A 23,494-nucleotide genomic window follows, 5' to 3' on the forward strand; every position below is an offset into this window, starting at 1 on the left:
TTCGATGCCAACCGCCAGCCTGACCGCCATCCGTTCCTTCGTCGCCGCGCCGGAACCGTCACGGCCGGAGGAGGCCGTCGAAAGGCAGCGCGCCTTTGCCTTCAAGGGCATGGAAAAGCGCTTTGGCGACAAGGTCGTGCTCGACTGCATCGATCTCGACGTGCCGGTCGGGCAGTTCGTTGCCGTCATCGGCAAGAGCGGCTGCGGCAAGAGCACGCTTTTGCGGCTGCTGGCCGGGCTCGACCGGCCGACGGCAGGATCGCTGACATTCGGGCCGGAAGCCAAGGCCGGCGCTGGCGAAGAGAGCCGCTTCATGTTCCAGGAGCCGCGGCTGTTGCCCTGGGCCAGCGTGGTGAAAAACGTCGAGGTCGGGCTGACCGGGCTTGCCACCGGTGCGGAAGCCAGGCGGCGCGCGCTCGCCATCCTGGGTGAAGTCGGCCTCGCCGACCGCGCCGACGAATGGCCCTCGGTGCTGTCGGGCGGCCAGAAGCAGCGCGTGGCGCTGGCGCGTGCACTGATCGGACAGCCTCGGATCCTGGCGCTCGACGAGCCGCTCGGCGCGCTCGATGCGCTGACCCGCATCGAAATGCAGCAGCTTCTGGAACGTATCTGGCTGGAGCAAAAATTCACCGCCGTGCTGGTGACGCATGACGTCGCCGAGGCGGTTGCGCTCGCCGACCGGGTGGTGGTGATCGACGAGGGCCGCATCGCGCTCGATCTCGACGTGTCGGTGGCGCGGCCGCGCCGGCGTGGTTCGGTCGAGCTTGCCAGGCTGGAGGGCAGGATTCTGGATCAGCTGTTCGGGTAGAGCCTATCGCGGGCAGGGCATTCTATCCGAACCGGATAGATAGGTAACAGAATGGACCGGCAATATGGGGTGGCTGTTTTCTTGCTCGCCGGGTTGGCCCTGTTTGCGACTGCGGGTTTGACCAGCGCCTTCCCCCACTCCGTCACCGCTTCGCGGCGCCACCTCTCCCCCCTCCGGAGGGAGGGGAAGGGAGCCAGGCCGCATAAGTTCGCGCCCCTGCAAGGCTCGCGCCTTTCCTCTCCCCCGTCGATCGGGGGAGAGGTGTCGAGCGAAGCTCGACGGAGTGGGGGTCGACCTGGCACACCAATCANCTTTCCTCTCCCCCGTCGATCGGGGGAGAGGTGTCGAGCGAAGCTCGACGGAGTGGGGGTCGATCTGTGGCGGTCGACTTTCGTCGCAACTCACCCCGGCGAACGGCTCGCCCATACCAGCCCGGCGAAACCGACCAGCATGGTCACGATGCCGATATAGAGCCATTGCGACTGGCCGGTCATGAAGCTGCCGCCGACCACGCCAATGCCTTGCAGCGACCACAGCGCGCCGATGGCCAGTACGATCAGAGCCAGCAGATATTTGAGCAGTCTCATCGTTGGAATCCCTTTTCAAAGTCGATGGTCAACTGCGCCATGACCGTGATGACAGAGCGAAAGGACGGCGCCCAATCGCGCTCTCTTCTACTTGTAATATAACGTCCTGCCTTGCTCACGGAATCTGTGAAACAGCTCGCAATATCGCCGGCGATACGGCCGCGCCACACGAAAGATGCCTGACAAACTGTTTCCCAGCGACTCCAAACGTGTGCCGGTGCCACGGAACTGCCCGATGCTTGCCGCATTTCCTGCCTTATTCGACACTTAACGGCTGGGGTCTGTCGAAAACGGAGCCAATCCCCCCAACATGAAGAAAACAAACCAGACCGCGCTTGTCGCGGTAACGATCGCGGCTGGCCTAATGGTCGGTGCATCCGCCTCCTCCGCCGCTGGCCAGTGCGGCCGCGCCTCCTGGTACGCACTGCATTCCAGGACCGCCAATGGCGAACGCATGAACCCGTCGGCGCTGACCGCCGCGCACCGCAGCCTGCCTTTCGGCACCAAGTTGAAAGTGACCAACCAGAATAATGGCCGCAGCGTCATCGTGCGCATCAACGACCGCGGCCCGTTCATCAAAGGGCGCGTGCTCGATCTGTCCAAGGGCGCCGCCGGCCAACTCGGCTTCATCGGCTCCGGCCATACCTCGGTGTGCATGGCGCGCGTCTAGATCTGTCCAAGTCCGGCCCGATCGGGCCGGACACATCCTGCCCCGTTGTCCAACAGCCTTGCATTTTGCAGTGCACATTGAGCCGGCTGCACCCGCCCAACGCGGTTTCTCAAGGCCTTGGACGAAAGATTGGCATATGTCACGCCACGTGACGTATTGCATCGCAGCAATATCTTGTTAACCTCCGCGCGAGACATTCAAGGCTCGGCGCTGTCCGTCGTCCCTTCGGTCACGGCAGCTGCGGAGTACCTGATGTTCTACCAGCTCTACGAAATGAACCATGCCGCCCTGCAGCCCGCGCGGCTTTATGCCGATGCAGTGCGGCTGTTCTACACCAACCCGCTCAATCCGTTTTCGCATACGCCGTGGGGCCGCTCGGTCGCCGCCACGGCCGAACTGTTCGAGCGCACAACGCGCCGCTACAGCAAGCCGCATTTCGGCCTGAGCAAGACCGTGGTCGACTGGAAGAGCGTCGAGGTCAGCGAAAAAACCGTGTGGTCGCGGCCGTTCTGCAATCTCACCCGCTTCGAGCGGTCGGTGCCCGCCGGGCGCAAGGCCGACCCCAAGCTTCTCATTGTGGCGCCGATGTCGGGCCATTATGCGACGCTGCTGCGCGGCACGGTCGAGGCGATGCTGCCCTATGCCGACGTGCACATCACCGACTGGGTCGATGCCCGCATGGTGCCGGTGACCGACGGCCATTTCGACCTCGACGATTATATCGACTACATCATCGACATGCTGCATGCGCTGGGGCCGGACACCCATGTGATGGCGGTGTGCCAGCCTTCGGTGCCGGTGCTGGCGGCGGTGGCGCTGATGGAAAAGCGCGGCGATCCCTTCGTGCCCTCGACCATGACCTTGATGGGCGGGCCGATCGACACCCGCCGCAATCCGACCGCGGTCAATCTGCTGGCCAAGGAAAAGGGCATCGACTGGTTCCGCGACAACGTCATCATGCACGCGCCCTGGCCGGTGCCGGGCTTCGGCCGCGAAGTCTATCCGGGCTTCCTGCAGCTGTCGGGCTTCATGAGCATGAACCTCGACCGCCACATCACCGCCCACAAGGACTTCTTCATGCATCTGGTCAAGCATGACGGCGACAATGCCGAGAAGCACCGCGATTTCTACGACGAATATCTGGCGGTGATGGACCTGACGGCGGAATTCTATCTGCAGACCGTCGACACGGTGTTCGTGCGCCATGCGCTGCCCAAGGGCGAGATGACGCATCGCGGCGAGGTGGTCGACACCAAGGCGATCCGCAATGTCGCGCTGTTCACGGTCGAAGGCGAGAACGACGACATTTCCGGTCTCGGCCAGACCCAGGCCGCCCACGATCTCTGCCCCAACATCCCGGCTGACCGGCATGCGCATTACATGCAGCCGGCCGTCGGCCACTACGGCGTCTTCAACGGGTCGCGATTCCGCTCGGAAATCGTGCCGCGCATCGTCGATTTCATCACCAGCTACGGCCGCCAGAACCGGGTTGCGGTGAAACCAAGGCTGGTCCGCTCCGCCAAAAGCTGAGGCTCGATCCGGCTGCAGCGTGCATTGCCCACAAAAGCGAGGCGATTTTGCGCGCCACAGGCGTTCTGTTGCACAATAGACGCTGTTGGGCGGGCGCGGGTAACCATGCCGAAGAATCTGGCTCCCCTTATAATTGACACGGAGTGTAAATCCCCTTTAACCTTTCGTTAAGAACAAGGGCGAACGGGGACAATGACTTCCTCACCGATGGCACGGACGCTGCGCTTGTGGGCGGCAGCAGGGCTGGCGATCTCTGCGTGCTGGGCAGTGCCGGCACTTGCAGGCGGCGCCATGGCGACGGGCGGCATGACCTCGCAGCCGATCGGCCACTATGATTTCTGTAAAACCCAGCCCGGCGAATGCTCGATCCGGCCGAGCAACCTCAACCCCGCCGCGATGACCGACGCCTTCATGCGCAAGCTGATCAACGTGACGTCAAGGGTCAACGCCGCCGTCAAGCCGATGAGCGACTACGACATCTATGGCAAGGACGAGGTCTGGGCCTATCCCGACAAGGGCGTCGGCGACTGCGAAGACTATGTGCTGGAAAAGCGCCGCCAGCTCTCGCGCTCTGGCGTGTCGCTGGCCGATCTCTTGATCACCGTCGTGCGCAAGCCGGACGGCGAAGGCCATGCCGTGCTGACGGTGCGCACCGACAAGGGCGACTACGTCCTCGACAATCTGACCGACAAGGTGAAGATCTGGGACGCCACCGGCTATCGCTTCCTCAAGCGGCAGGCCATCGACAACACCGGCCGCTGGGTCTCGATCCGCGGCGGCCAGCAGGTGCTGGTCGGCGCGGTTCAGTAAATAAGGACGATGCATGTGAGCGCGTCGCTGCGAACAGCTTCGTCGGAAGCCCGCGGCTAATAACTTTCACGAGATAACCGCAAGTCGGCGCTGCCCCTCATTGCCCTGCCGGGCATTTCTCCCCGTATAGTGACGGGGAGAAAGATGCTGCCATCGGTGATTTCGCCAATCGTCAACGTTGCAAAATAGGCGCAGCGCGGCGGATGAGGGCAGCGCTGACCTCGAAATCTTATCTCTCGAAACGCCTCCTCAAAAAATTTCGCTACCTGCGTGAACCAAACCGTCTCCAGCGGCGACACACAGCCGTAAACAGAAACCCAACCATGGAGACTTCAAATGACTGCTTTCCTGCGTAATGCTTTCCTCGCCGCCATCGCGGTATCGTCCCTGGCCGGATCCGCTATGGCCGACCAGACCGGCTGCGCCAAGAACAACCAGTGGGGCAATCGCTGTTGCGATCTCACCTCGGACTGCCTGGGTGGCGGCCGCGGCGGCGATCATGACAGCACTGGCGGCCGTGGCGGCCAGGCCGGCGCGAAGTAATCTCGCTATATGCCCGCTGGCTAACGGCCGGCGGGCATCGCCTTCAGGATGAAATGCCGGCGCTATTGATGAGCATTCGTGGCCTTGGCGCCGCCCTACTTACGCCGCTCCAGTGCCGCCCGGATCGAGCCGGTGATGCGGGCAAGCTCGGCTTCGTCCAGCTTCTCGATGTTTTCGGCCAGGAGATTGGCCAACTCGGTGGCGGCAGGACTGAGGCCGGACGTATCGAGTCTCACCCGCGGATGTGAGGCCTCGGCCAGACGCGCCAGCTCTTCGGCATCGTCCCAGATGACGTTGAAATAGCCGATGATCTTCTGGATCAGCGTCCAGGTCGGCGCGCCGCGGCGGCCATGTTCCAGCGCCGACAAATAGGCGGCGCTGACTCCGATCGCCTGCGCCATGTCCTTCTGGCGCAAGCCGCGCTCGGCTCGAAGCGCCCGCAGTTTTTCGCCGAACGGCGTCATCAGCGGGTTCGCCTGAGTCGAACGTAGAGCGCGCCCGAACCGCCGTGGTTGCGGGCGGCGTGATCGTGGCTGGAGACCAGCGGCCGGAAGGCAGGCGTCGACAGCCAGGCAGGCACGGCGCGCCGCAAGACGCCGTCGCCGCCCGACGACGACCCTTTTCCCGTAATGACGAGGACATAGCGGATGCCGCCGGCATGGGCCCGGTGCAGGAACGAAAACAGCAGCGAATAGGCCTCGTCCTGGGTCATGCCATGCAGATCGACGCGGCCTTCGATCGGCAGCCGGCCCTTCTTCAGCTTGTCCAATGTCGGCTCGTCCAGCGCGTGCGATACATGCTGCGCCTTCGGCTTGGCGGCGAGGACCGGACCGACAGCGACCGGCGTCTGTGCCGGCTTGGGGTCTACGACGATGTCGGGAATCTCGACCGCGGTCCGGCCCTTCAGCGGTCGGGCGGTGCGCGCCACCAGGTTCCACAGCACCCGGTCGTCTTCGTTGAGTTTATCGGGGCGCTTGCTCATCGATTCGATTCCGAAACGAGAGCGCGTGGAACCAAGGCATAGAAATCGGCCGCATTGCGAACGACGCCGGCGATCTCGCCGGCCGCATCGCCGGAGCCGGCGAACAGATCGCCCCGCGCCGGTCCGATGATGGCCGAGCCGGTGTCCTGCGCAATCATCAGCCGCCGGAACGGTTTTCCGTCGAAGGCGGTCAGCGACGGAGTGTCGATGTAGAAGGGGGTACCGAATGTGTGCAGCAGCCGGTCGACCGCGAGCGAACGGCCCGGCGTCAACGGCACCTTGGCGGCGGCGACAGGACCGAGTGCGGCATCGTCGACATTGGCTTCGCGAAAGAAGATGTAGGAGCGGTTCTGCCAGAGGATCTCATCGACGCGATCCGGATGCGCCCTGAACCAGGCGCGGATAGACTGCATCGTCACTTTTTCCAGTGGGATTTCGCCGAGTTCGGCGAGAATCTTCCCCGGACCGCTGAAACGTTGGCCGGATTTGGCGGCGTAGGTGACGCGGCAAAGCCGGCCGTCGGTCATCTTCAGCCTGGCCGCACCTTGCACATGGATGAAGAAGACGTCGACCTTGTCGGCAAGCCAGGCGATTTCAAGGCCTTGGCCGGCCAGCGCGCCTCTCTCGATCTCACTGCGGTCGAAATACTCCACCAGGCCCTGCGGCGTATCGCGGGCGAAGGCGAGATAGTCGTCCATCCCTCGAGGACGGTTGGCATCATCGATGTCGACGAGATCGGAAGGCCGCTCCAGTAGCGGCACCGTGAATTCATCCGTGCGCACTGGTGAGGCCTCGACCTCCGGCTCGTAGAAGCCGGTGACCAGGCCGGGGTTTTCGGATCGAATCTGGACTGGGGCGAAATGGCGCTCGAAAAAACCCTTGGCCGCCGACCGATTCGCCGGCGAAACGGTGCGCGCCTCGTCATAAGCGCCGGCAAACGCGTCGAACCGGACGCCCAACGAACCGGTGCGGTAGGGCTTGTTCAGGACATGAAAGGCCGAACGGCGGAAGGCTTCGAAAGCGGGCAGATGGTCATCGGAATTCCAACCGGGAAGATCATCGAAGGACTTTTCCACGAAAAGCGGCGAGAGCGACACCTCAGCCTCGCCACTGCCCATGTTTGCCTGCATGTCGCTATCCCAAAAAAGCTGCCCGCACCGGGCGACATGCATAGGCTCAGTCTTCTTCCTCGGTGGCGACCAGCTTCCAGTTCGGATCGCGCGAGCGTGTGTCGCGGGCGAAGGTCCAGACATCCTTGACCTCGGCCACCGTCTCGGGATCGCCATCGATGACGGCACCCGCCTTGTCGCGGGTCGCCGAAATCAGTTCGCTCACGATGCGCAGCGTGATGTGGGCCTCACCGCCCTTCATCTCGGCCGAGACGATGTCGGCCTTGTCGATGCCGACGAAGGAGGACTGGATCTTTTCGGCTTTCGCCTCGCGGTCGCCAATCGCGGCAACGAAGCCGTCAAAAACCTCGCGCGACAACAGGTTCTTCAGCGTTTTGCGGTCGCCATCGGCATAGGCCATGACGATCATCTCATAAGCCATCTTGGCGCCGTCGACGAAGACTTTGGGGTCGAAGGAGGGATCATTGTCCTTGATCGCGCGCAGGCCCTTGTTGAGGTCGGTGTCGGGCTTGGCGAAGGCATCGATGGCCGCGTAGGTCTCGGCAGCCGTCTCGCCCGGCATGCGCTTGCGTGGCAGCGAAACCACATTTTCGGGCTTCTGGGTCGCGTCCTTCTCGGTGCGGCTGGCCGTGTACGGATCGAAGGGCGGGCGCTCGCTGCCCGTGCGGCGGCCAAGCACGTTGCGCAGCTGGAAAAAGATCACCACCGCCGCAATCAGAAAGAAAATGGTGCCGAAGTCGAAGAATCCCATATCTTTCGCCAATCAATCCCTGACCTGGCCGGGACCGCCAGCCAATCGGGCGGCGGTCGCATGGCGTTAAACATGCAAAGCATATAGAACGCATGGCGCAATCATTCAAATCAAAGGCAGGCATACCTATCTAACGGCCTCAGTGCCAGCGGCGATTATGCGCCGCCCGGCAAACATGGAAACGATCGGTCAAGATTTGCGCATTTCCTTCCTTCCTCTGTTCCTGCTTGCGCTGCCGCTGCTGGAAATCGTCGGTTTCGTCATTGTCGGCCGCGAGGTCGGGGCGCTGGCGACGGTCGGTCTGGTGCTGGCTTCAAGCATTGCCGGCGTGCTTCTGCTCCGGCACCAGGGTTTTGGTGTCATGGCGCGGGTCCGCGCCGAGATGGCCGGCGGCGGCGACCCCAGCCGCCAGCTCGCGCATGGCGCCATGATCGTGGTCGCCGCGATCCTGTTGATCATCCCCGGCTTCATTACCGATATTATCGGCCTGCTGCTGTTCCTGCCGCCGGTGCGCGACCTTGCCTGGCGCAGGCTCAAGGGCCGCATCGTCGTCGCGACCGATTTCACCGCCGGCGGTTTTCGCCGCAGGTCGCGCGACAAGGTCATCGACCTCGACGACGGCGACTATTCGCGCGAGGACGATTTCAAGCGCGGTCCCGACCATAACTCGCCGTGGCGCCGCCTGAAGGACGACTGAACGTCACCTTGCCAACGACTGACTATTGACCCCTTTCGGCCTGAAGGCGGCAAACCTTGTCTTGTCTTGCCGACCATGCTAGCCAACGCCCGATTTCAATTCGGTCAGCGCTGCTGTCCAGGCAAAAGGAACAAGGCTCATGGCCAGCAAAGATGACGCGCCGGTCGGCGCCGCCAACGGCAACGGCGAAACGGCGCAGCCGTCGCTCAACGTGCTTGCCCAGTATGTGAAGGACCTGTCCTTCGAAAGCCCCGGCGCGCCGAACTCGCTGCGCGGCCGCGACAAGGCCCCCGGCATCGCGATCAACGTCAATGTCAATGCCAACCCGCTCTCCGACAAGCAGTTCGACGTCAATCTGACCTTGAACGCCAAGGCGTCCTTCGACCAGGAAGTGCTGTTCAATGTCGAACTGGTCTATGGCGGCGTCTTTGCCATCGCCGGCTTCCCGCAGGAGCACATGCTGCCCATCCTGTTCATCGAATGCCCGCGGCTTTTGTTCCCGTTCGCCCGCCAGATCATCGCCGAAGCCACCCGCAATGGCGGCTTCCCGCCCCTGATGCTCGACCCGATCGATTTCGCCCAGATGTTCCAGCAGAAGCTGGCAGAGGACCAGGCGGCATCGAAGGTCAAGGTGAGCTGAAGGCAAGCGTCACGCGCATGAGTTGAAAGCCCGGCTTCGTGCCGGGCTTTTTGTATACTGAGATGCTGGCGGGACAGCACCCCCCTCTGCCTTGCCAGGCATCTCCCCCTCAAGGGGGGAGATTGGCCGTCATCGCGACCTTCGCCAACTTTAGACGTTGCAGGAATGGGCTGGAGCGGCGAAGCTGCTGATCTCCCCCCTCGAGGGTCCCTTGAGGGGGAGATGGCCGGCAGGCCAGAGAGGGGTGTGACGGAACGCTACCTCCGCGATCCGTTCACCCCGCCGCCACCTTCAGCCACAGCGCCTTTTCACCCAGCGTCGCCACCAGCCCCGCATGCGCCGCTCGCTCGCCCTCAGTCAGGCGCGGCGGCAGGGCGATTGGCCTGGCGGCGATCGAGATGTCGATGTCGGCAACGTCGCCATTGCTGTTGAGCTGCACCACGACCGCGTCGAGGACAAGTGCGGCCTGCTTGCCGCCGATGAGTTCGATGTAGACCTCGGCCAGGAGCTCGGAATCGAGCAGCGCGCCGTGCTTGGTGCGGTGGCCGTTGTCGATGCCGTAGCGGCGGCAGAGCGCGTCGAGCGAATTGGGGCCCATCGGATGCTTGCGCCGCGCCAGCGCCAGCGTGTCGACGACGCGCCCGGTGTCTATGGCCGGCTGGCCGAGCCGCCCGAATTCCGTGTTGAGGAAGCCGATGTCGAAATTGGCGTTGTGGGCGACGAGCTTGGCGCCGTCGGTGAAGGCGAGCCATTCCTCGGCGATTTCGGCAAAGGTCGGCTTGCCGACGAGGTCGGCGGCGCTGATGCCGTGCACGGCTTGCGCCTCGACATGGACGGCGCGTCCCTGCGGATTGATGAATTTGTGGAAGGTGCGGCCGGTCGGGAAGCGGTTGACCAGCTCGACGCCGCCAAGCTCGATGATGCGGTCGTCGCGCATGTCGAGTCCGGTGGTTTCGGTATCGAAAATGATCTCACGCATAGAATCAACTCACTCCTGGAGGAGTAGAATCATGGAGCGGAACAAAATGGCAATGGGCAATGCCGACAGCCTGCCGTCAGGAGCCTGATGGGCGCGACTTATCCCCCAGGAGTTAGCAGGCGAGCTCAGCGTCCTGAGAGCTCGGCAATGATCGCGCCGACCGCGGCGCGGGCGGCGTCCATGCCTTCACCGGTGTCGATCACGAAATCGGCCTGCCGGCGTTTTTCGGCATCGGGCACCTGCTTAGCCAGGATGGCCGCCAGCTTTTCCTCACTCATGTCAGGACGCGCCAGCACGCGGGCGCGCTGGATATCGGCCGGCGCGGTGACGACGACGACCTTGTCGACACGGTTGCGGCCGCCGGTTTCGAACAGCAGCGGAATGTCGAGCACGACGAGCGGCGCGCCGGCGGCGCGGTGCCTTGCCAGAAAGGCATCGGCATCGGCCCGCACCAGCGGATGGACGATCGCCTCCAATGTCTTCAGTGCAGCAGCGTTGCCGATCACCCGTGCACCCAGTTTTGTACGGTCGACCACGCCGGACACGGTTGTGCCGGGAAAGGCCGCTTCGACGAGAGGTGCTGCCTTGCCGGCATAGAGGCGATGCACGGTCTCGTCGGAATCATGCACCGGCACGCCGGCGTCGACGAACATCTTCGCCGTGGTCGACTTGCCCATGCCGATCGATCCGGTGAGGCCGAGCACGATCATCATTTGGCGCCCATCATTTGCAACCCATCATTTGGCGAGGATGTCGGCGACGATCATCTGCCGCAGTTCGGCAGTGACCTCCGGCCTCTTGCCGAACCAGCGTTCGAATCCGGGCACAGCCTGGTGCAACAGCATGCCGAGCCCGTCGACCGTCTTCAAATTTCTCGCGCGGGCAGCGGCAAGCAGCGGTGTTTTCAGCGGCACATAGACGATGTCGGCGACGATGGCGTGAGCTGGCAGGCAGGCCGGATCGGCGGCTAGCGTCGCATCGCCATGCATGCCGAGCGCCGTGGTGTTGATCAGCAAGCCGGCATCGCCAAGCAAGTCGCCGGCCGCGCCATGCGCCGAGACGCCGGCGCCGAAGCGGTCGACGAGTTCCTGCGCCCGCGCCAGTGTGCGGTTTACGATGCGGATATCGTTGATGCCGCGCACTTTAAGCGCGTGGATGACCGCGCGCGACGCGCCGCCGGCGCCGAGCACCACGGCCGGAGCCTTTCTCTCCCAGCCCGGGGCATGCTCGTCGAGATTGCCGGCAAAGCCGATCCAGTCCGAATTGCCGCCCCACAGCACGCCGTCGTCCAGCCACAGCATGTTGACCGCGCCGATCATCTCCGCCGCTTCGTCGCGGCGCTCGACCTGGGCGAAGGCGACTTCCTTGTGTGGAATGGTGACGTTGCCGCCCTGATAGCCATTGGCCTCGAGCGACGAGAGGAACTCGGGAAAATCGGCCGGCGCGACATCGATCGCATAATAGCTGCCGTCGATGCCGTATGTGTTCAACCAATAGCCGTGGATCTTCGGCGAGCGCGAATGCGCGATCGGATGGCCGGTGACGAAAGCTTTTTTCTCAACCATCGATGGCTCCGAGCGCACGCAATTCCGCCAGCACCGGTAACAGCGGCAGGCCGACAATGGTGAAATAATCGCCTTCGATCTTTTCGAACAGCTGGATGCCTTCGCCTTCGATCTGATAGGCGCCGACGCTCGACAACGCCTTGGCGCCGACGCGGGCCAGATGCCGGCCGATGAAGGCCGGATCGAGCTTGCGCATGGTAAGGCTGGCGATGCCGACATGGCGCCACAGCACCTTGCCGTTGCGGCAGAGCACGGCGGCGCTGTTCAGCTGATGCGTCTTGCCCGACAGCGCCAACAGATGGCGGCGGGCGCCTTCCATGTCGGCCGGCTTGTGGAACACTTCATCTCCCAGTGACAAAGTCTGGTCGCAGCCGAGCACCAGGGCGCCCGGTCTGCGTTCGCTGACTTCGGTCGCCTTGGCTTCGGCGAGTATCAGGGCGACATCTTCCGGCGACACACCACTGTCATGCAACGGCGCCTCGAGCGCACGCTCGTCGACATCGGCAGGCACCGCTTCGATGCCGAGGCCGGCGTTGATGAGCATTGCTTTGCGGAACGGGCTGCCGGAGGCAAGGATGATTTTTTCGGTCATGGGTTCTGGGCCTGGTCGATAGTGGTTGATTGGGGCAGGAGGTCGCGTTGCCATCCCATCATCTATTCTTCCCCCGCAGGGCAACAATGGCTGCCGCGGTCTCTTCGATCGAGCGGCGGCTGACGTCTATCATCGGCCAATTGTGGCGGGTGCAGATCTGGCGGGCATAGGCGAGCTCTTCGGCGATCGAGGCACGGTCGACATAATCGGTCGCTTCGTAGGTGCTGCTGTTGCCGAGCACGCGGTTCTGCCGGACATGCGAGATGCGTTCGGCGGTGGCGATCAGCCCGACGATCAGCGGCTTGGTGGCAGCGACCAGGCTTTCGGGCACCGGCACGCCGAGCACGATCGGGATGTTGGCGGTCTTGATGCCGCGGTTGGCGAGATAGATGCTGGTCGGCGTCTTCGATGTCCTGGAAATGCCGATCAGCACGACATCCGCATCGTCCATGTTGAGCGGCAGCTGGCCGTCATCATGCTCCATGGTGAAATTGAGTGCGTCGATACGGTGGAAATAATCGGCGTCGAGCACATGCTGGGCGCCGACGCGGCGGCCGGCCGGCGTGCCGAGATAGGACTGGAACACGGTGAGGACCGGCTCCAGCACCGAAACGCAGGGCAGCCCCATGGTGGCGCAGCGCTCGTCAATGCCGCGCGCCAGCTTCTGGTCGACGACGGTGTAGAGGATGATGCCCGGTTCCTCCTCGATGTCCTCGAAGACTTTCGCCACCTGCTTTTCGGTGCGGATGAGCGGATAGATATGCTCGATGGCGCGCGCATCCTTGTATTGCGCCGAGGCGGCTCGGCCGGCCGCCAGCAGCGTCTCGCCGGTGGCGTCGGAAATCAGGTGCAGATGAAAGAAGCTCTGGGGTTTGTTCACAGGGGGCGCCTCAGGCTGTGGGCTTGTGTGGATAAACCGGGGCCGCAAAGGCGACCGGCTGGAGGCGACTGTATCAGAAGGCCAGTTGTCCACAATTCGATGCGCTGTCAGCTTCACCGTGCGGCTGGGGACAAATCTGGGGACGGGCGTTTCTGCCAGCGCTTCATCCACAGAGGCGGTTTTTCAGCTGCTACGCCAAACCATTGACTCCAGTGATGGAATCCTGGTCATCCACACTCTTTGCCAATCCCGCGGAAGAAACACGCGACAAAATGCTGGCTGGCCTTTTCCAGGGCAAAGCGGGACAGGTGACAACCACCGATACCAACAGACTCTTAGAATCAGAAGATTCTAGAAATAGACCATTTAATTATAGAGAAGGCAGGGAAGAGAGCGCTCAATGCCCGAGAACCGCATCGTGCTGGACGTGCTGAGAGGCGAGGCAGTGTTTCCGCCGCCGCTCTGGATGATGCGCCAGGCCGGGCGCTATCTGCCGGAGTACCGCGAGACCAGAAAGCGCGCCGGGTCCTTCCTCGATCTTTGCTACAATCCTGATCTGGCCGTCGAGGTGACGCTGCAGCCGATCGAGCGCTTCGGCTTCGATGCCTCGATCCTGTTCTCGGACATTCTGGTCGTGCCGCATGCGCTGGGACGCGATGTCCGCTTCGAGGAGGGCCGCGGGCCGCTGCTGACGCCAATCACTGCAGCTGAGATTTCGGCTCTCAACAGTGAAACGTTTCACGTGAATCTCGAACCCGTCTACGAGACGGTTCGCCGGCTGCGGGCAAGATTGCCTGACGAGACCACGCTGATCGGCTTCTGCGGCGCGCCGTGGACGGTGGCGACCTACATGATCGCCGGCCACGGCACACCCGATCAGGCGCCGGCGCGGCTATTTGCCTATCGCGAACCGACGGCCTTCAAGCATCTCCTGAAAGTGCTCGCCGATCACTCCGCGGCCTATTTGATCCGCCAGATAGAAGCCGGTGCCGACGTGGTGCAGATTTTCGATTCCTGGTCCGGCGTGCTTGATGATGCGTCTTTCGAGCAGTTCTGCGTGCAGCCGGTGGCGGAGATCGTCAAGCAAGTTCGTGCGGTTCATCCCGATGTTCCGATCATAGGCTTTCCCAAGGGCGCCGGCGCCCGCTACGAGACCTATCGTGAGAAGACCGGGGTGACGGGGCTGGGGATCGACTGGACCGTGCCCCTGTCGGCTGCGAACGAACTGCAGCGCTCGGGTGCGGTCCAGGGCAATCTCGATCCCTTGCGGCTCGTGGCCGGCGGCAAAGCCCTGTCGGACGGCGTCGATGCGATCCTCAAGGCGCTGGGCGACGGACCGCTGATCTTCAATCTCGGCCACGGCATCACGCCGGAGACGCCGGTGGCGCATGTCGAGGCGATGGTGAAGCAGGTGCGGAGCGCGACACGCTGATGGCTCAATCGGATAATACGGACGGCAACAGCACTCGTGGGGCGATGATGCGCATGACCATCGGCATCGGAGTGCTGGTTGTTCTCACCGCACTTTTGTTTTTCTTTGCGCCTGAGGGTTTCTATCCCTGGGCGAAGGCAATCCATATCCTGGCCGTCATCTCCTGGATGGCCGGCATGCTCTATCTGCCGCGATTGCTGGTCTACCACGCCGACGCAGAGAAGGGGTCCGTCCAATCGGAGACCTTCAAGGTGATGGAGCGGCGTCTGCTGCGCGGCATCATCAATCCGGCGATGATCGTCACCTGGGTGTTCGGGCTTTGGCTTGCCTGGAAAGTGTTTGGCTTTCACGGCGGCTGGCTGCACGCCAAGATAGGCTTGGTGCTGTTGCTGTCGGGCGTTCATGGCTATCTGGCCGGTGCTGTCAGGAAATTCGCCGAGGACCGCAATGAAAAACCGGCGCGGCACTGGCGAATCGTCAACGAGATCCCCACATTGCTGATGATCGCCATCGTCATCCTGGTTGTCGTCAAGCCGTTCTAGGCCCATTTCGGTCGACAAAACGCAGCTTGCTCTTTCCCCCGACCGACGATAAAAGACGGGTCTTCCTTCCCGTCATGCGCCGCCCTTGATTGCTTTCGGCCGCGCCCGGCATTTATCGCATCCAGCCGATATATTTTCCCCAAAGCAGATTCAGAGTCCGTCTATGCAAGAAATGAAACTCGCAGAGTTCAAGAACAAGAAGCCGCCAGAGCTGATCGCCTATGCCGAATCGCTCGAAGTGGAAAACGCCAGCGTCATGCGCAAGCAGGAACTGATGTTTGCCATCCTGAAGAAACTGGCCGCCCAGGACGTCGAGATCATCGGCGATGGTGTGGTCGAGTTGTTGCAGGACGGTTTCGGCTTCCTGCGCTCAGCCAACGCCAATTATCTCCCGGGTCCCGACGATATCTACATCTCGCCCTCGCAGATCCGCCGCTTCTCCTTGAAGACCGGCGATACCGTCGAAGGGCCGATCCGCAGCCCAAAAGAGGGCGAGCGCTATTTCGCCCTTCTCAAGGTCAACACGATCAATTTCGACGATCCCGAAAAGATCCGTCACAAGATCCATTTCGACAATCTGACGCCGCTCTATCCGACCAAGCGGCTGAAGATGGAGATCGACAATCCGACCGGCAAGGACATCTCGTCGCGGGTGATCGACCTGGTGGCGCCGATCGGCAAGGGACAGCGCGCGCTCATCAACGCGCAGCCGCGTACCGGTAAAACGGTGCTGATGCAGAATATCGCCCACTCGATCACGGCCAATCATCCGGAATGCTATCTGATCGTACTTCTGATCGACGAACGGCCAGAAGAAGTGACCGACATGCAGCGTTCGGTGAAGGGCGAGGTCGTGTCCTCGACCTTTGACGAACCGGCGGTGCGCCACGTCCAGGTCGCCGAAATGGTCATCGAAAAGGCCAAGCGCCTGGTCGAGCATGGCCGCGACGTCGTTATTCTGCTCGATTCGATCACCCGCCTCGGCCGTGCCTACAACACCGTCGTGCCGTCCTCCGGCAAGGTGCTGACCGGCGGTGTCGACGCCAACGCGCTGCAGCGGCCGAAGCGCTTCTTCGGCGCGGCCCGCAACATCGAGGAAGGCGGCTCGCTGACCATCATCGCCACCGCGCTGATCGACACCGGCAGCCGCATGGACGAAGTCATCTTCGAAGAGTTCAAGGGCACCGGCAACTGCGAAATCCAGCTCGACCGCAAGGTCGCCGACAAGCGCATCTACCCGGCCATGGACATTTTGAAGTCCGGCACCCGCAAGGAAGACCTGCTGGTCTCCAAGCAGGATCTGCAGAAGATCTTCGTCCTGCGCCGCATCCTGGCGCCGATGGGAACCACGGATGCGATCGAGTTCCTGATCGACAAGCTGAAGCAGACCAAGACCAACGCCGATTTCTTCGATTCGATGAACACGTAAGCTTCTCGTCGGCCATCGTTTCGCATTGAAGCCCCGTTCCGGGAACTGGGACGGGGTTTTTCATTGCGGGGGCAAACAGGTCGCATTTCCGACAGGGCGTGGCCTGGCGGCAATTTCCACAGCTGTCGTCATGCGAGTAATCGCGTCTCGAAGATCGGAAGCCGCATGGAGAAAACAATCCCGACCCTGATCGGCTTCTCGGCCATCCTGACATGGTCCTTCCTGGCGCTGCTTTCGACGGCGGCGGGACCGATTCCGCCCTTTCAGCTGGCGGCGATGACGTTTCTGCTTGGCGGGTTGGTCGGCGCGTCGAGCTGGCTTGTCCGTCCGGCGGCGATCAAGTCGCTGCGCCAGCCGTGGCAGGTCTGGGCGCTCGGCACAGCGGGGCTGTGCATCTACCACTGCGCCTATTTCTTCGCCATCCAGTCGGCGCCGCCGGTCGAGGTCAGCCTGATCGCCTATCTCTGGCCGTTGCTGATCGTCGTCTTTGCCGCCTTCCTGCCTGGAGAAAAGCTGAGGGCCCATCACATTGCCGGCGTCATGCTCGGCCTTGCCGGCGCCATTGTGGTGATCACCAAGGGCGGCACGATCGGACTGGCCAATGGTGTGATGAAGGGGCATGTCATCTCGCTGTTCTGCGCTTTCATCTGGGCCGGCTATTCGGTTTTATCGCGCCGCTTTGGCAAGGTGCCGACCGATGTGGTCGTCGGTTACTGCTTCATCACGGCTGCGGTCGCCTTGGTGCTGCACCTCACCCTTGAGACCACCGTCTGGGCACAGACGGCGACGGAGTGGAGCGCCATCGTCATCTTGGGCGTAATACCGCTAGGCGCCGGCTTTTACGCCTGGGACTATGGCTGCAAGCACGGGGACATCATGATCCTCGGCGCCCTCTCCTATGCCGCGCCCCTCTTCTCGGTCATCGTGCTTCTGCTGGCAGGCTTTGGTGTGTTTCACTGGTCGGTGGCTGTTGCTTGCATCCTGATCACGGTCGGAGCGGTGGTCGCGGCCAAGGATTTGCTGTTCGGGCCGCGGTCGCCATCCATTGATGCGACGCCGCTTCCTTCGGCGTTGGACGGAAACACCGGTTGACCTGCCGTCGCAACAGCGGCTCGGTTCCTACGGATCCGGCGCCACGGGCAGGATAGCCGGTGCATAGCTCCGGTCTGCCGGTTGGCGGCCGGATGCCACTGGCCAATGTTCGATCGATTCGCATGCGTTCCGATCGGGGCGACAATATCGGCGTGACGCGGGTCGGGATTCTGATTCGCAGCCGGAACGAAGCTTGCCTGTCGGGGCGAAGGATCCAGCTTCACGGCTCGGGGCCAGGCACAAGCGTTAACGATGCGGCCTGCGTAGGGCTTGCTGGCCCGCCCAGAACTGCTTGGCGTCGGAATTAGGACCCGCCTGCTCGCACATGGATGACAAGGCGGCTATACAGATTTGGTAATGCCCGGCCGCTCCTCGCGATCGACCTTGATATTGACGAACAGCCGGTTCATGACGGCCGCATACTGTGGGATTGTCGACCGGACAGCTAGGCGACCGGTGAGAACGGGCAAATGATTTCAGGCGATTCGATTGTTGCGCTGTCCAGCGGCCGCCTGCCTGCCGGCATCGCTGTCATCCGCATCTCCGGACCAAGAACTCGATTCGCTGTCGAAACGGTTGCCGACGGCATGATCAAGGACCGGGTTGCGACCCTGCGCAAGCTCCGAACAGTGGACGGGTCGCTTATCGACAACGGCCTGGTGCTGTTTTTTCCGGGGCCGAACAGTTTTACCGGCGAGGATGTCGCCGAGTTCCACGTCCATGGCGGCCGCGCCGTCGCCAGCAAGATGCTGGAGATCATTGCCGGGTTTGACGGCGTGCGTCATGCGGAACCTGGTGAATTTACGCGCCGGGCTCTTCTCAACGGCAAGCTGGATCTGGTCGAGACGGAGGCGTTGGCCGATCTGGTCAACGCCGAAACCGAAGCGCAGCGGCGCTTTGCCGTGCAGAATGCCGAAGGAGTGCAAAGCGAACTCTATCTTGGCTGGCGCCGTCGGCTGATCCATGCACGGGCGATGATCGAGGCGGAAATCGACTTCGCCGACGAAGACGACGTGCCCGGTTCGGTTTCGGACACGGTTTGGTCCGACGTGCGCGCAATGGTGGGCGAGATCGGCCGGCATGTCGATGGCTTCCATGCCGCCGAGATCATCCGTGACGGGTTTGAGGTTGTCATCCTCGGTGCACCGAACGCCGGCAAATCCAGCCTGTTCAACGCGCTGGCCAGGCGTGAGGCGGCGATTGTTACCGACGAGCCCGGCACGACGCGGGACTTGCTCGAAGTGGTGCTGGATCTCCACGGAGTGCGGGTCAGGGTAACCGACACCGCGGGCCTGCGCGAGTCGCCCGGCAAGATCGAAGCGATCGGTATCGAAAAGGCGCGGGCCAAGGCGCATACGGCTGACCTGGTGCTGTTGCTGGAAGATCTGGCGGACCCTACTGCGATCGGCAACATGCCTGTTGACGCCCCGGCTTTGAGAATCGGCACCAAGGTCGATCTCTTGAAAGGTTCGCCGCGATCAGAGGCGTATGATGCGTTGATATCGACGGTGGACGGCACTGGTTTGGCTGAACTGCTGGCTGAGATCGGCAGGCGCGCCGCGGCTGCTATCGGCGATGCCGGTGACATCCTGCCGTCTCGGTTGCGGCATGTGGAGCTGCTCAATGAGACCAGGCGCTTTCTGATCTCGGCTTTGTCGGGGCAAGAGTGCGGCCAGGAGCTACGGGCGGAGGAGCTGCGTCTTGCGGCGGACCGACTTGGCCGGATTGTCGGCGCGGTGGATGTCGAGGACCTGCTGGACGTGATCTTTTCGCAGTTTTGCATTGGAAAGTGACTCACGTGAAACATGACGGGGCGCTGGTATGAGTGACTCACGTGAAACATAGGGGCCGCCCAAGTGCGTTTCACGTGAAACGAGACGGTTGGCAAAAGGGCAAGTGGCCGAAAGCCTGCACCGCCCCTCATTGTCCCCGTTCATGGGGAGAAGATGCCGGAAGATAGATAAGGGGCAGCGCCAAACGAGGCTTCGCCGCTTCCATGACTCACGTGAAACACCTCTGCGGCTTTCAGCACTCCGGTCCACGTGAACGAATCAACCTGCAATCCTTGACAGCGTCCTCTCGTGGGGACATGTGTCGGGAAATCTCTGAATCTGGAAGGGACAATGATCGATCACTATGACGTGGTTGTGGTAGGCGGTGGCCATGCCGGGTGCGAGGCTGCGAGCGCTGCCGCGCGCGCCGGCGCCAGGACCGCGCTGGTGACGCTGCGCTTCGACACGATCGGTGTCATGTCCTGCAATCCAGCGATCGGCGGCCTCGGGAAGGGCCATCTGGTGCGTGAGATCGACGCCATGGACGGGCTGATGGGCCGCATCGCCGATGCTGCCGGCATCCAATTCCGCCTGCTCAATCGCCGCAAAGGCCCTGCCGTGCGCGGGCCGCGCACGCAGGCCGACCGCAAGCTGTATCGGCTGGCCATGCAGGAAGCGATTCGGCAGCAGAACGGTCTCGACGTCGTCGAAGGCGAGGTTCTGGACTTCGACATCGTGGATGGACGGGTCGCCGCTGTGCGCCTGGCCGGCGGGCGCCGGTTGGCGTGCGGCGCCGTGGTGCTGACCACCGGCACCTTTCTTCGCGGCCTCATCCACATTGGCGACAGGAAGATTGTCGCCGGGCGGATGAACGAGCAGGCGAGCCTTGGCCTGTCGGCGACGATGAGCCGCGCCGGTTTCGCGCTTGGACGGCTGAAGACCGGCACGCCGCCGCGGCTCGATGGCCGCACCATCGACTGGGCGTCGCTGGAAAGCCAGGCGGCCGACGAACATCCAGTGCCGTTCTCGCTGCTCACCGACACAATCAAGAATCCGCAAATCCATTGCGGTATTACGCGTACGACGCCGGCGACGCACGCGCTGATCCGCGCCAATCTCGGCCGCTCCGCCATGTATTCCGGCTCGATCGAAGGCGTAGGTCCACGTTACTGCCCGTCGATCGAAGACAAGATCGTCAAGTTCGGCGATCGAGAAGGTCATCAGATATTCCTGGAGCCGGAAGGGCTGGACGATGACACCGTCTACCCCAATGGCATCTCGACCTCCCTGCCCGAAGACGTCCAGCTCGACATTCTGAAGACGATCCCGGGCCTGGAACGCGCGACCATGCTGCAGCCCGGCTACGCCATCGAATACGACCATGTCGATCCGCGCGAGTTGGAGCCGACGCTTGAGACCAAACGTATTGCGGGGCTTTTCCTCGCCGGTCAGATCAACGGCACCACCGGTTATGAAGAAGCCGGAGCGCAGGGCCTGCTCGCCGGGCTCAACGCCGCGCGCAAGGCGGCGGCCGACGACCAAATCGTGCTCAGCCGCACCGAAGCCTATATCGGTGTGATGGTCGACGACCTCACCAGCCGCGGCATTGCCGAGCCCTACCGCATGTTCACTTCGCGGGCGGAGTTTCGCCTATCGCTGCGCGCCGACAATGCCGATGAAAGGCTTACGCCTCTGGCAAATCGGCTGGGTATCGTGTCGCCGGAGCGAACGCGGCGGTTCAATCAAGTCACACAGGATCTTGATAGGGCGCGCGAACTCGCAGCTGCGACAACGATGACGCCCAACGAAGCAGCGCGGCATGGGCTGGAGATCAACAGGGACGGCGTGCGCCGCTCCGCCTACGAATTGCTCGCTTATCCCGGCGTCAATATAGCTTGGCTGGCCCGTGTTGCGCCGGCCTTTGGCGCAATCGACGTCAAAACCTCTGAGCGGCTCGAAACGGAAGCGAAATATTCGGTTTACCTCGATCGCCAGCAGGCAGATGTCGCACAAATCCGCCACGAGGAAAGCCGGCTGATCCCGGCGTCGGTGGATTTCGCCGATGTTCCTGGCCTGTCCAATGAGCTGAAGCAGAAGATGCTAGCGCGTCAGCCCCGGTCGATCGCTGACGCGCAGCGTATGGAAGGCATGACGCCGGCGGCGCTGGCCATCATCGTCGCGCACGTTCGCAACGCCGAATCGGCCGCCCAAAGGGCCGTTGCGTGAGCGCTGCCTCATGGGCGAGCCTGCAAGAGGCTGCGGGACCGGTTTCACGTGAAACATTCGATCGCCTGGTGGCGTTCGAAAAGCTGTTCCTGAAATGGAACCGAAGCATCAATCTGGCCGCGCCGTCGACGCTGGACGATGTCTGGGGCCGCCACATTCTGGATAGCGCGCAACTGGCGCGAATCGCCCCGCAGGCCAAACACTGGGCCGATCTCGGTTCGGGCGGCGGTTTTCCGGGCCTGGTGCTGGCTTTCCTGCTGGTCGAGCGCGACGGCGCATCGATCGATCTGGTCGAGAGCAACCGCAAGAAAGCGTCCTTTCTGCAAGCGATGATAGGCCAGTTCGGTTTGCCGGCGCGGGTTGTCGCGCGGCGCATCGACGACAGCTATGCGCTTGTTTCCGCACCGGAAATCATCACGGCGCGGGCGCTGGCCGCGCTGCCGGCGCTGCTCGATCTGTCGGCGCCGTGGCTGACCAAGGGATCGCGGGCGCTGTTCCACAAAGGCCGGGATTACCGCTCCGAGGTGGAAGAAAGCACTCACCGCTGGGCTTTCGATCTGGTAGAACATCCGAGCATGACCGACGCCCATGGCGTCATCCTCGAAGTGACCGATCTGCAGACTGCGTAAGCTCTCCTTCGCAACCTTGGCGACGCAATGAATACCTGGCCCACATGAATACCTGGCACAGACCCATGAAAACCGGACCTCGCATCATCACCGTCGCCAACCAGAAGGGCGGCGTCGGCAAGACAACCACCGCCATCAATCTGGCCACGGCGCTGGCCGCGATCGGCGAAAAGGTGCTGATCGTCGATCTCGACCCGCAAGGCAATGCCTCGACGGGTCTCGGTATCGACCGCAAGGACCGCACCGTCTCCTCGTACGATGTGCTGACCGGCGAACTGGGCCTGGAAGAGGCGGCCATTCCAACGGCGGTGCCCGGCCTGTCGATCGTGCCGTCGACGCTCGATCTGCTCGGCATCGAGATGGAAATCGCCTCGGCGCCGGATCGCGTGCTTAAGCTGCGCAACGCGCTGCGCGCCGCCACCGAGCGCGGTGCGCCGTTCGGCTATGTGCTGATCGACTGCCCGCCCTCGCTCAACCTTTTGACTTTGAATTCAATGGCGGCAGCCGATTCTGTTCTTGTGCCGCTGCAGTGCGAGTTCTTCGCGCTGGAAGGGCTAAGCCAACTCCTGGAAACGGTGGAGCAGGTGCGCCGTTCGATCAATCCGGACTTGATCATCCAGGGCATCGTGCTGACCATGTATGACGGCCGCAACAACCTCGCCAACCAGGTGGTTCAGGACGTGCGGGCACATATGGGCGACAAGGTCTACGAGACCATCATTCCTAGGAATGTGCGAGTGTCCGAGGCGCCCTCCTATGGCAAGCCGGCGATCCTCTACGACCTGAAATGCTCCGGCAGCCAAGCCTATCTCCAATTGGCATCCGAAGTGATCCGCCGCGAGCGAAAATTGCGCGCTGCATGATTAGGCAGGGTCGATAAACAAAGCGATCCGGCACCGAAACGATCAAGAATCTGGAATTGAGATGAGCGAAGACCTTTCGAGAAAGAGACTGGGGCGTGGACTGGCGGCGCTGATCGGGGAGATCGACCGCCCGGTGGCAGCGGCCGAAAAGCCAGGCCTGAATGCCGACGGCAAGGTGCCGATCGAGTTTCTGAGCCCGAACCCGAAAAACCCGCGCCGGCATTTCGGCGACGCCGATCTGACGGATCTCGCGCAATCGATCCGCGAACATGGCGTCGTGCAGCCGGTGGTGGCGCGGCCTTCGCCGACGCAGGCCGGGCGCTACGAGATCATCGCCGGCGAGCG

The 23,494-nt window shown here is 62.7% G+C and carries 27 protein-coding genes; 16 read left to right on the plus strand and 11 right to left on the minus strand.

Annotated features, from left to right (window positions below):
- The first annotated feature begins 4 nt into the window (after positions 1-4).
- A complete protein-coding gene (locus tag X726_RS145160) occupies positions 5-808 on the plus strand; it encodes an ATP-binding cassette domain-containing protein (RefSeq protein WP_023672094.1) in 804 nt (267 codons plus the stop codon).
- A gap of 401 nt (positions 809-1,209) precedes the next feature.
- On the opposite strand, the gene X726_RS1000000171255 is transcribed toward X726_RS145160, so the two are convergent.
- Positions 1,210-1,395: a hypothetical protein gene (locus X726_RS1000000171255; RefSeq protein ID WP_023672095.1), complete on the minus strand. Its 186-nt coding sequence runs from the start codon at positions 1,393-1,395 to the stop codon at positions 1,210-1,212.
- A 310-nt stretch (positions 1,396-1,705) separates the two neighbouring features.
- Here X726_RS1000000171255 and X726_RS145150 point away from each other — a divergent pair, with 310 nt between their 5' ends.
- The 4 genes from X726_RS145150 to X726_RS145135 all read left to right on the plus strand — a co-directional run bounded on the left by X726_RS145150 (position 1,706) and on the right by X726_RS145135 (position 4,948).
- Complete coding sequence (locus X726_RS145150; RefSeq protein ID WP_023672096.1) at positions 1,706-2,065, plus strand: septal ring lytic transglycosylase RlpA family protein; 360 nt, start codon at positions 1,706-1,708, stop codon at positions 2,063-2,065.
- Positions 2,066-2,317: 252 nt separating this feature from the next.
- A complete protein-coding gene (locus tag X726_RS145145; protein ID WP_023672097.1) occupies positions 2,318-3,595 on the plus strand; it encodes a polyhydroxyalkanoate depolymerase in 1,278 nt (425 codons plus the stop codon).
- Between the two features lie 192 nt (positions 3,596-3,787).
- Complete coding sequence (locus tag X726_RS145140) at positions 3,788-4,405, plus strand: transglutaminase-like cysteine peptidase (RefSeq protein WP_023672098.1); 618 nt, start codon at positions 3,788-3,790, stop codon at positions 4,403-4,405.
- A 336-nt stretch (positions 4,406-4,741) separates the two neighbouring features.
- Positions 4,742-4,948 carry a hypothetical protein gene (locus X726_RS145135; RefSeq protein WP_023672099.1) on the plus strand — a complete coding sequence of 69 codons (207 nt, stop codon included), beginning with the start codon at positions 4,742-4,744 and terminating at the stop codon, positions 4,946-4,948.
- A 95-nt stretch (positions 4,949-5,043) separates the two neighbouring features.
- Here X726_RS145135 and X726_RS145130 read toward each other — a convergent pair whose 3' ends face one another.
- The 4 genes from X726_RS145130 to X726_RS145115 form a co-directional block, all read right to left on the minus strand.
- Positions 5,044-5,412, minus strand: coding sequence for a helix-turn-helix transcriptional regulator (locus X726_RS145130; RefSeq protein WP_023672100.1), 369 nt, complete (start codon positions 5,410-5,412; stop codon positions 5,044-5,046).
- Positions 5,412-5,930 carry a Smr/MutS family protein gene (locus X726_RS145125; protein WP_023672101.1) on the minus strand — a complete coding sequence of 173 codons (519 nt, stop codon included), beginning with the start codon at positions 5,928-5,930 and terminating at the stop codon, positions 5,412-5,414. Before X726_RS145125 ends, X726_RS145130 begins: the two co-directional genes overlap by 1 nt.
- Complete coding sequence (locus tag X726_RS145120; protein WP_023672102.1) at positions 5,927-7,027, minus strand: murein transglycosylase A; 1,101 nt, start codon at positions 7,025-7,027, stop codon at positions 5,927-5,929. The genes X726_RS145125 and X726_RS145120 overlap by 4 nt, the downstream gene beginning before the upstream one ends.
- A gap of 79 nt (positions 7,028-7,106) precedes the next feature.
- On the minus strand, positions 7,107-7,811 hold the full coding sequence (locus tag X726_RS145115; RefSeq protein WP_023672103.1) for a Tim44/TimA family putative adaptor protein: 705 nt from the start codon (positions 7,809-7,811) through the stop codon (positions 7,107-7,109).
- A 196-nt stretch (positions 7,812-8,007) separates the two neighbouring features.
- On the opposite strand from X726_RS145115, the gene X726_RS145110 reads away from it, so the two are divergent.
- Both X726_RS145110 and secB read left to right on the plus strand, forming a co-directional pair.
- Positions 8,008-8,508, plus strand: a complete 501-nt coding sequence (locus X726_RS145110) for an FxsA family protein (RefSeq protein ID WP_023672104.1) — start codon at positions 8,008-8,010, stop codon at positions 8,506-8,508.
- A 139-nt stretch (positions 8,509-8,647) separates the two neighbouring features.
- Entirely contained in the window at positions 8,648-9,148 is a 501-nt protein-coding gene (secB, locus tag X726_RS145105; RefSeq protein ID WP_023672105.1) for a protein-export chaperone SecB, read from the plus strand.
- A gap of 274 nt (positions 9,149-9,422) precedes the next feature.
- Here the strand turns inward: secB and dnaQ are convergent, their stop codons facing one another.
- The 5 genes from dnaQ to X726_RS145080 form a co-directional block, all read right to left on the minus strand.
- Positions 9,423-10,127: a DNA polymerase III subunit epsilon gene (dnaQ, locus tag X726_RS145100; RefSeq protein WP_023672106.1), complete on the minus strand. Its 705-nt coding sequence runs from the start codon at positions 10,125-10,127 to the stop codon at positions 9,423-9,425.
- Between the two features lie 125 nt (positions 10,128-10,252).
- Positions 10,253-10,837, minus strand: a complete 585-nt coding sequence (coaE, locus tag X726_RS145095) for a dephospho-CoA kinase (protein ID WP_023672107.1) — start codon at positions 10,835-10,837, stop codon at positions 10,253-10,255.
- Positions 10,838-10,864: 27 nt separating this feature from the next.
- Positions 10,865-11,692, minus strand: a complete 828-nt coding sequence (locus X726_RS145090) for a shikimate dehydrogenase (RefSeq protein WP_023672108.1) — start codon at positions 11,690-11,692, stop codon at positions 10,865-10,867.
- The gene (locus X726_RS145085) at positions 11,685-12,284 is read right to left on the minus strand and encodes a Maf-like protein (protein ID WP_023672109.1); all 600 of its coding nucleotides are present in this window, start codon (positions 12,282-12,284) and stop codon (positions 11,685-11,687) included. Before X726_RS145085 ends, X726_RS145090 begins: the two co-directional genes overlap by 8 nt.
- 58 nt (positions 12,285-12,342) lie before the next feature.
- Positions 12,343-13,164 (minus strand): pyruvate, water dikinase regulatory protein, encoded by an 822-nt coding sequence (locus X726_RS145080; RefSeq protein WP_023672110.1) that lies wholly within the window; start codon positions 13,162-13,164, stop codon positions 12,343-12,345.
- 400 nt (positions 13,165-13,564) lie between these two features.
- Between X726_RS145080 and hemE the strand changes: the two genes are divergently transcribed.
- The 4 genes from hemE to X726_RS145060 all read left to right on the plus strand — a co-directional run bounded on the left by hemE (position 13,565) and on the right by X726_RS145060 (position 17,659).
- On the plus strand, positions 13,565-14,596 hold the full coding sequence (gene hemE / locus X726_RS145075) for a uroporphyrinogen decarboxylase (protein ID WP_023672111.1): 1,032 nt from the start codon (positions 13,565-13,567) through the stop codon (positions 14,594-14,596).
- Positions 14,596-15,138 (plus strand): protoporphyrinogen oxidase HemJ, encoded by a 543-nt coding sequence (gene hemJ, locus X726_RS145070; protein ID WP_023672112.1) that lies wholly within the window; start codon positions 14,596-14,598, stop codon positions 15,136-15,138. Before hemE ends, hemJ begins: the two co-directional genes overlap by 1 nt.
- A 163-nt stretch (positions 15,139-15,301) precedes the next feature.
- Complete coding sequence (rho, locus tag X726_RS145065; protein ID WP_023672113.1) at positions 15,302-16,567, plus strand: transcription termination factor Rho; 1,266 nt, start codon at positions 15,302-15,304, stop codon at positions 16,565-16,567.
- A gap of 165 nt (positions 16,568-16,732) precedes the next feature.
- Positions 16,733-17,659, plus strand: a complete 927-nt coding sequence (locus X726_RS145060) for an EamA family transporter (protein WP_023672114.1) — start codon at positions 16,733-16,735, stop codon at positions 17,657-17,659.
- Between the two features lie 341 nt (positions 17,660-18,000).
- On the opposite strand, the gene X726_RS1000000172460 is transcribed toward X726_RS145060, so the two are convergent.
- Positions 18,001-18,069, minus strand: a complete 69-nt coding sequence (locus X726_RS1000000172460; protein WP_156941030.1) for a DUF255 domain-containing protein — start codon at positions 18,067-18,069, stop codon at positions 18,001-18,003.
- Positions 18,070-18,129: 60 nt separating this feature from the next.
- On the opposite strand from X726_RS1000000172460, the gene mnmE reads away from it, so the two are divergent.
- The 5 genes from mnmE to X726_RS0136045 all read left to right on the plus strand — a co-directional run.
- A complete protein-coding gene (gene mnmE, locus X726_RS145055; protein ID WP_023672115.1) occupies positions 18,130-19,452 on the plus strand; it encodes a tRNA uridine-5-carboxymethylaminomethyl(34) synthesis GTPase MnmE in 1,323 nt (440 codons plus the stop codon).
- A gap of 330 nt (positions 19,453-19,782) precedes the next feature.
- Positions 19,783-21,657: a tRNA uridine-5-carboxymethylaminomethyl(34) synthesis enzyme MnmG gene (gene mnmG, locus X726_RS145050; RefSeq protein WP_023672116.1), complete on the plus strand. Its 1,875-nt coding sequence runs from the start codon at positions 19,783-19,785 to the stop codon at positions 21,655-21,657.
- Positions 21,654-22,286: a 16S rRNA (guanine(527)-N(7))-methyltransferase RsmG gene (gene rsmG / locus X726_RS145045; protein WP_023672117.1), complete on the plus strand. Its 633-nt coding sequence runs from the start codon at positions 21,654-21,656 to the stop codon at positions 22,284-22,286. The genes mnmG and rsmG overlap by 4 nt, the downstream gene beginning before the upstream one ends.
- Before the next feature lie 65 nt (positions 22,287-22,351).
- Positions 22,352-23,149, plus strand: coding sequence for a ParA family protein (locus X726_RS145040; protein ID WP_023672118.1), 798 nt, complete (start codon positions 22,352-22,354; stop codon positions 23,147-23,149).
- Positions 23,150-23,210: 61 nt separating this feature from the next.
- A partial coding sequence (locus X726_RS0136045; protein WP_031215301.1) for a ParB/RepB/Spo0J family partition protein occupies positions 23,211-23,494 on the plus strand: 284 nt, incomplete at its 3' end.

Origin of the sequence: Mesorhizobium sp. LSJC285A00, assembly GCF_000503155.1 — a bacterium.
GTDB lineage: Bacteria > Pseudomonadota > Alphaproteobacteria > Rhizobiales > Rhizobiaceae > Mesorhizobium.

What these genes read in the sequence shown, in the direction of transcription:
- X726_RS145160 (WP_023672094.1), top strand. Translation starts at nt 5, where the DNA reads ATGCCAACCGCCAGCCTGACCGCCATCCGTTCCTTCGTCGCCGCGCCG.
- X726_RS1000000171255 (WP_023672095.1), bottom strand. Translation starts at nt 1,395, where the DNA reads ATGAGACTGCTCAAATATCTGCTGGCTCTGATCGTACTGGCCATCGGC.
- X726_RS145150 (WP_023672096.1), top strand. Translation starts at nt 1,706, where the DNA reads ATGAAGAAAACAAACCAGACCGCGCTTGTCGCGGTAACGATCGCGGCT.
- X726_RS145145 (WP_023672097.1), top strand. Translation starts at nt 2,318, where the DNA reads ATGTTCTACCAGCTCTACGAAATGAACCATGCCGCCCTGCAGCCCGCG.
- X726_RS145140 (WP_023672098.1), top strand. Translation starts at nt 3,788, where the DNA reads ATGACTTCCTCACCGATGGCACGGACGCTGCGCTTGTGGGCGGCAGCA.
- X726_RS145135 (WP_023672099.1), top strand. Translation starts at nt 4,742, where the DNA reads ATGACTGCTTTCCTGCGTAATGCTTTCCTCGCCGCCATCGCGGTATCG.
- X726_RS145130 (WP_023672100.1), bottom strand. Translation starts at nt 5,412, where the DNA reads ATGACGCCGTTCGGCGAAAAACTGCGGGCGCTTCGAGCCGAGCGCGGC.
- X726_RS145125 (WP_023672101.1), bottom strand. Translation starts at nt 5,930, where the DNA reads ATGAGCAAGCGCCCCGATAAACTCAACGAAGACGACCGGGTGCTGTGG.
- X726_RS145115 (WP_023672103.1), bottom strand. Translation starts at nt 7,811, where the DNA reads ATGGGATTCTTCGACTTCGGCACCATTTTCTTTCTGATTGCGGCGGTG.
- secB (WP_023672105.1), top strand. Translation starts at nt 8,648, where the DNA reads ATGGCCAGCAAAGATGACGCGCCGGTCGGCGCCGCCAACGGCAACGGC.
- dnaQ (WP_023672106.1), bottom strand. Translation starts at nt 10,127, where the DNA reads ATGCGTGAGATCATTTTCGATACCGAAACCACCGGACTCGACATGCGC.
- coaE (WP_023672107.1), bottom strand. Translation starts at nt 10,837, where the DNA reads ATGATCGTGCTCGGCCTCACCGGATCGATCGGCATGGGCAAGTCGACC.
- X726_RS145090 (WP_023672108.1), bottom strand. Translation starts at nt 11,692, where the DNA reads ATGGTTGAGAAAAAAGCTTTCGTCACCGGCCATCCGATCGCGCATTCG.
- X726_RS145085 (WP_023672109.1), bottom strand. Translation starts at nt 12,284, where the DNA reads ATGACCGAAAAAATCATCCTTGCCTCCGGCAGCCCGTTCCGCAAAGCA.
- hemE (WP_023672111.1), top strand. Translation starts at nt 13,565, where the DNA reads ATGCCCGAGAACCGCATCGTGCTGGACGTGCTGAGAGGCGAGGCAGTG.
- hemJ (WP_023672112.1), top strand. Translation starts at nt 14,596, where the DNA reads ATGGCTCAATCGGATAATACGGACGGCAACAGCACTCGTGGGGCGATG.
- rho (WP_023672113.1), top strand. Translation starts at nt 15,302, where the DNA reads ATGCAAGAAATGAAACTCGCAGAGTTCAAGAACAAGAAGCCGCCAGAG.
- X726_RS145060 (WP_023672114.1), top strand. Translation starts at nt 16,733, where the DNA reads ATGGAGAAAACAATCCCGACCCTGATCGGCTTCTCGGCCATCCTGACA.
- mnmE (WP_023672115.1), top strand. Translation starts at nt 18,130, where the DNA reads ATGATTTCAGGCGATTCGATTGTTGCGCTGTCCAGCGGCCGCCTGCCT.
- mnmG (WP_023672116.1), top strand. Translation starts at nt 19,783, where the DNA reads ATGATCGATCACTATGACGTGGTTGTGGTAGGCGGTGGCCATGCCGGG.
- X726_RS145040 (WP_023672118.1), top strand. Translation starts at nt 22,352, where the DNA reads ATGAAAACCGGACCTCGCATCATCACCGTCGCCAACCAGAAGGGCGGC.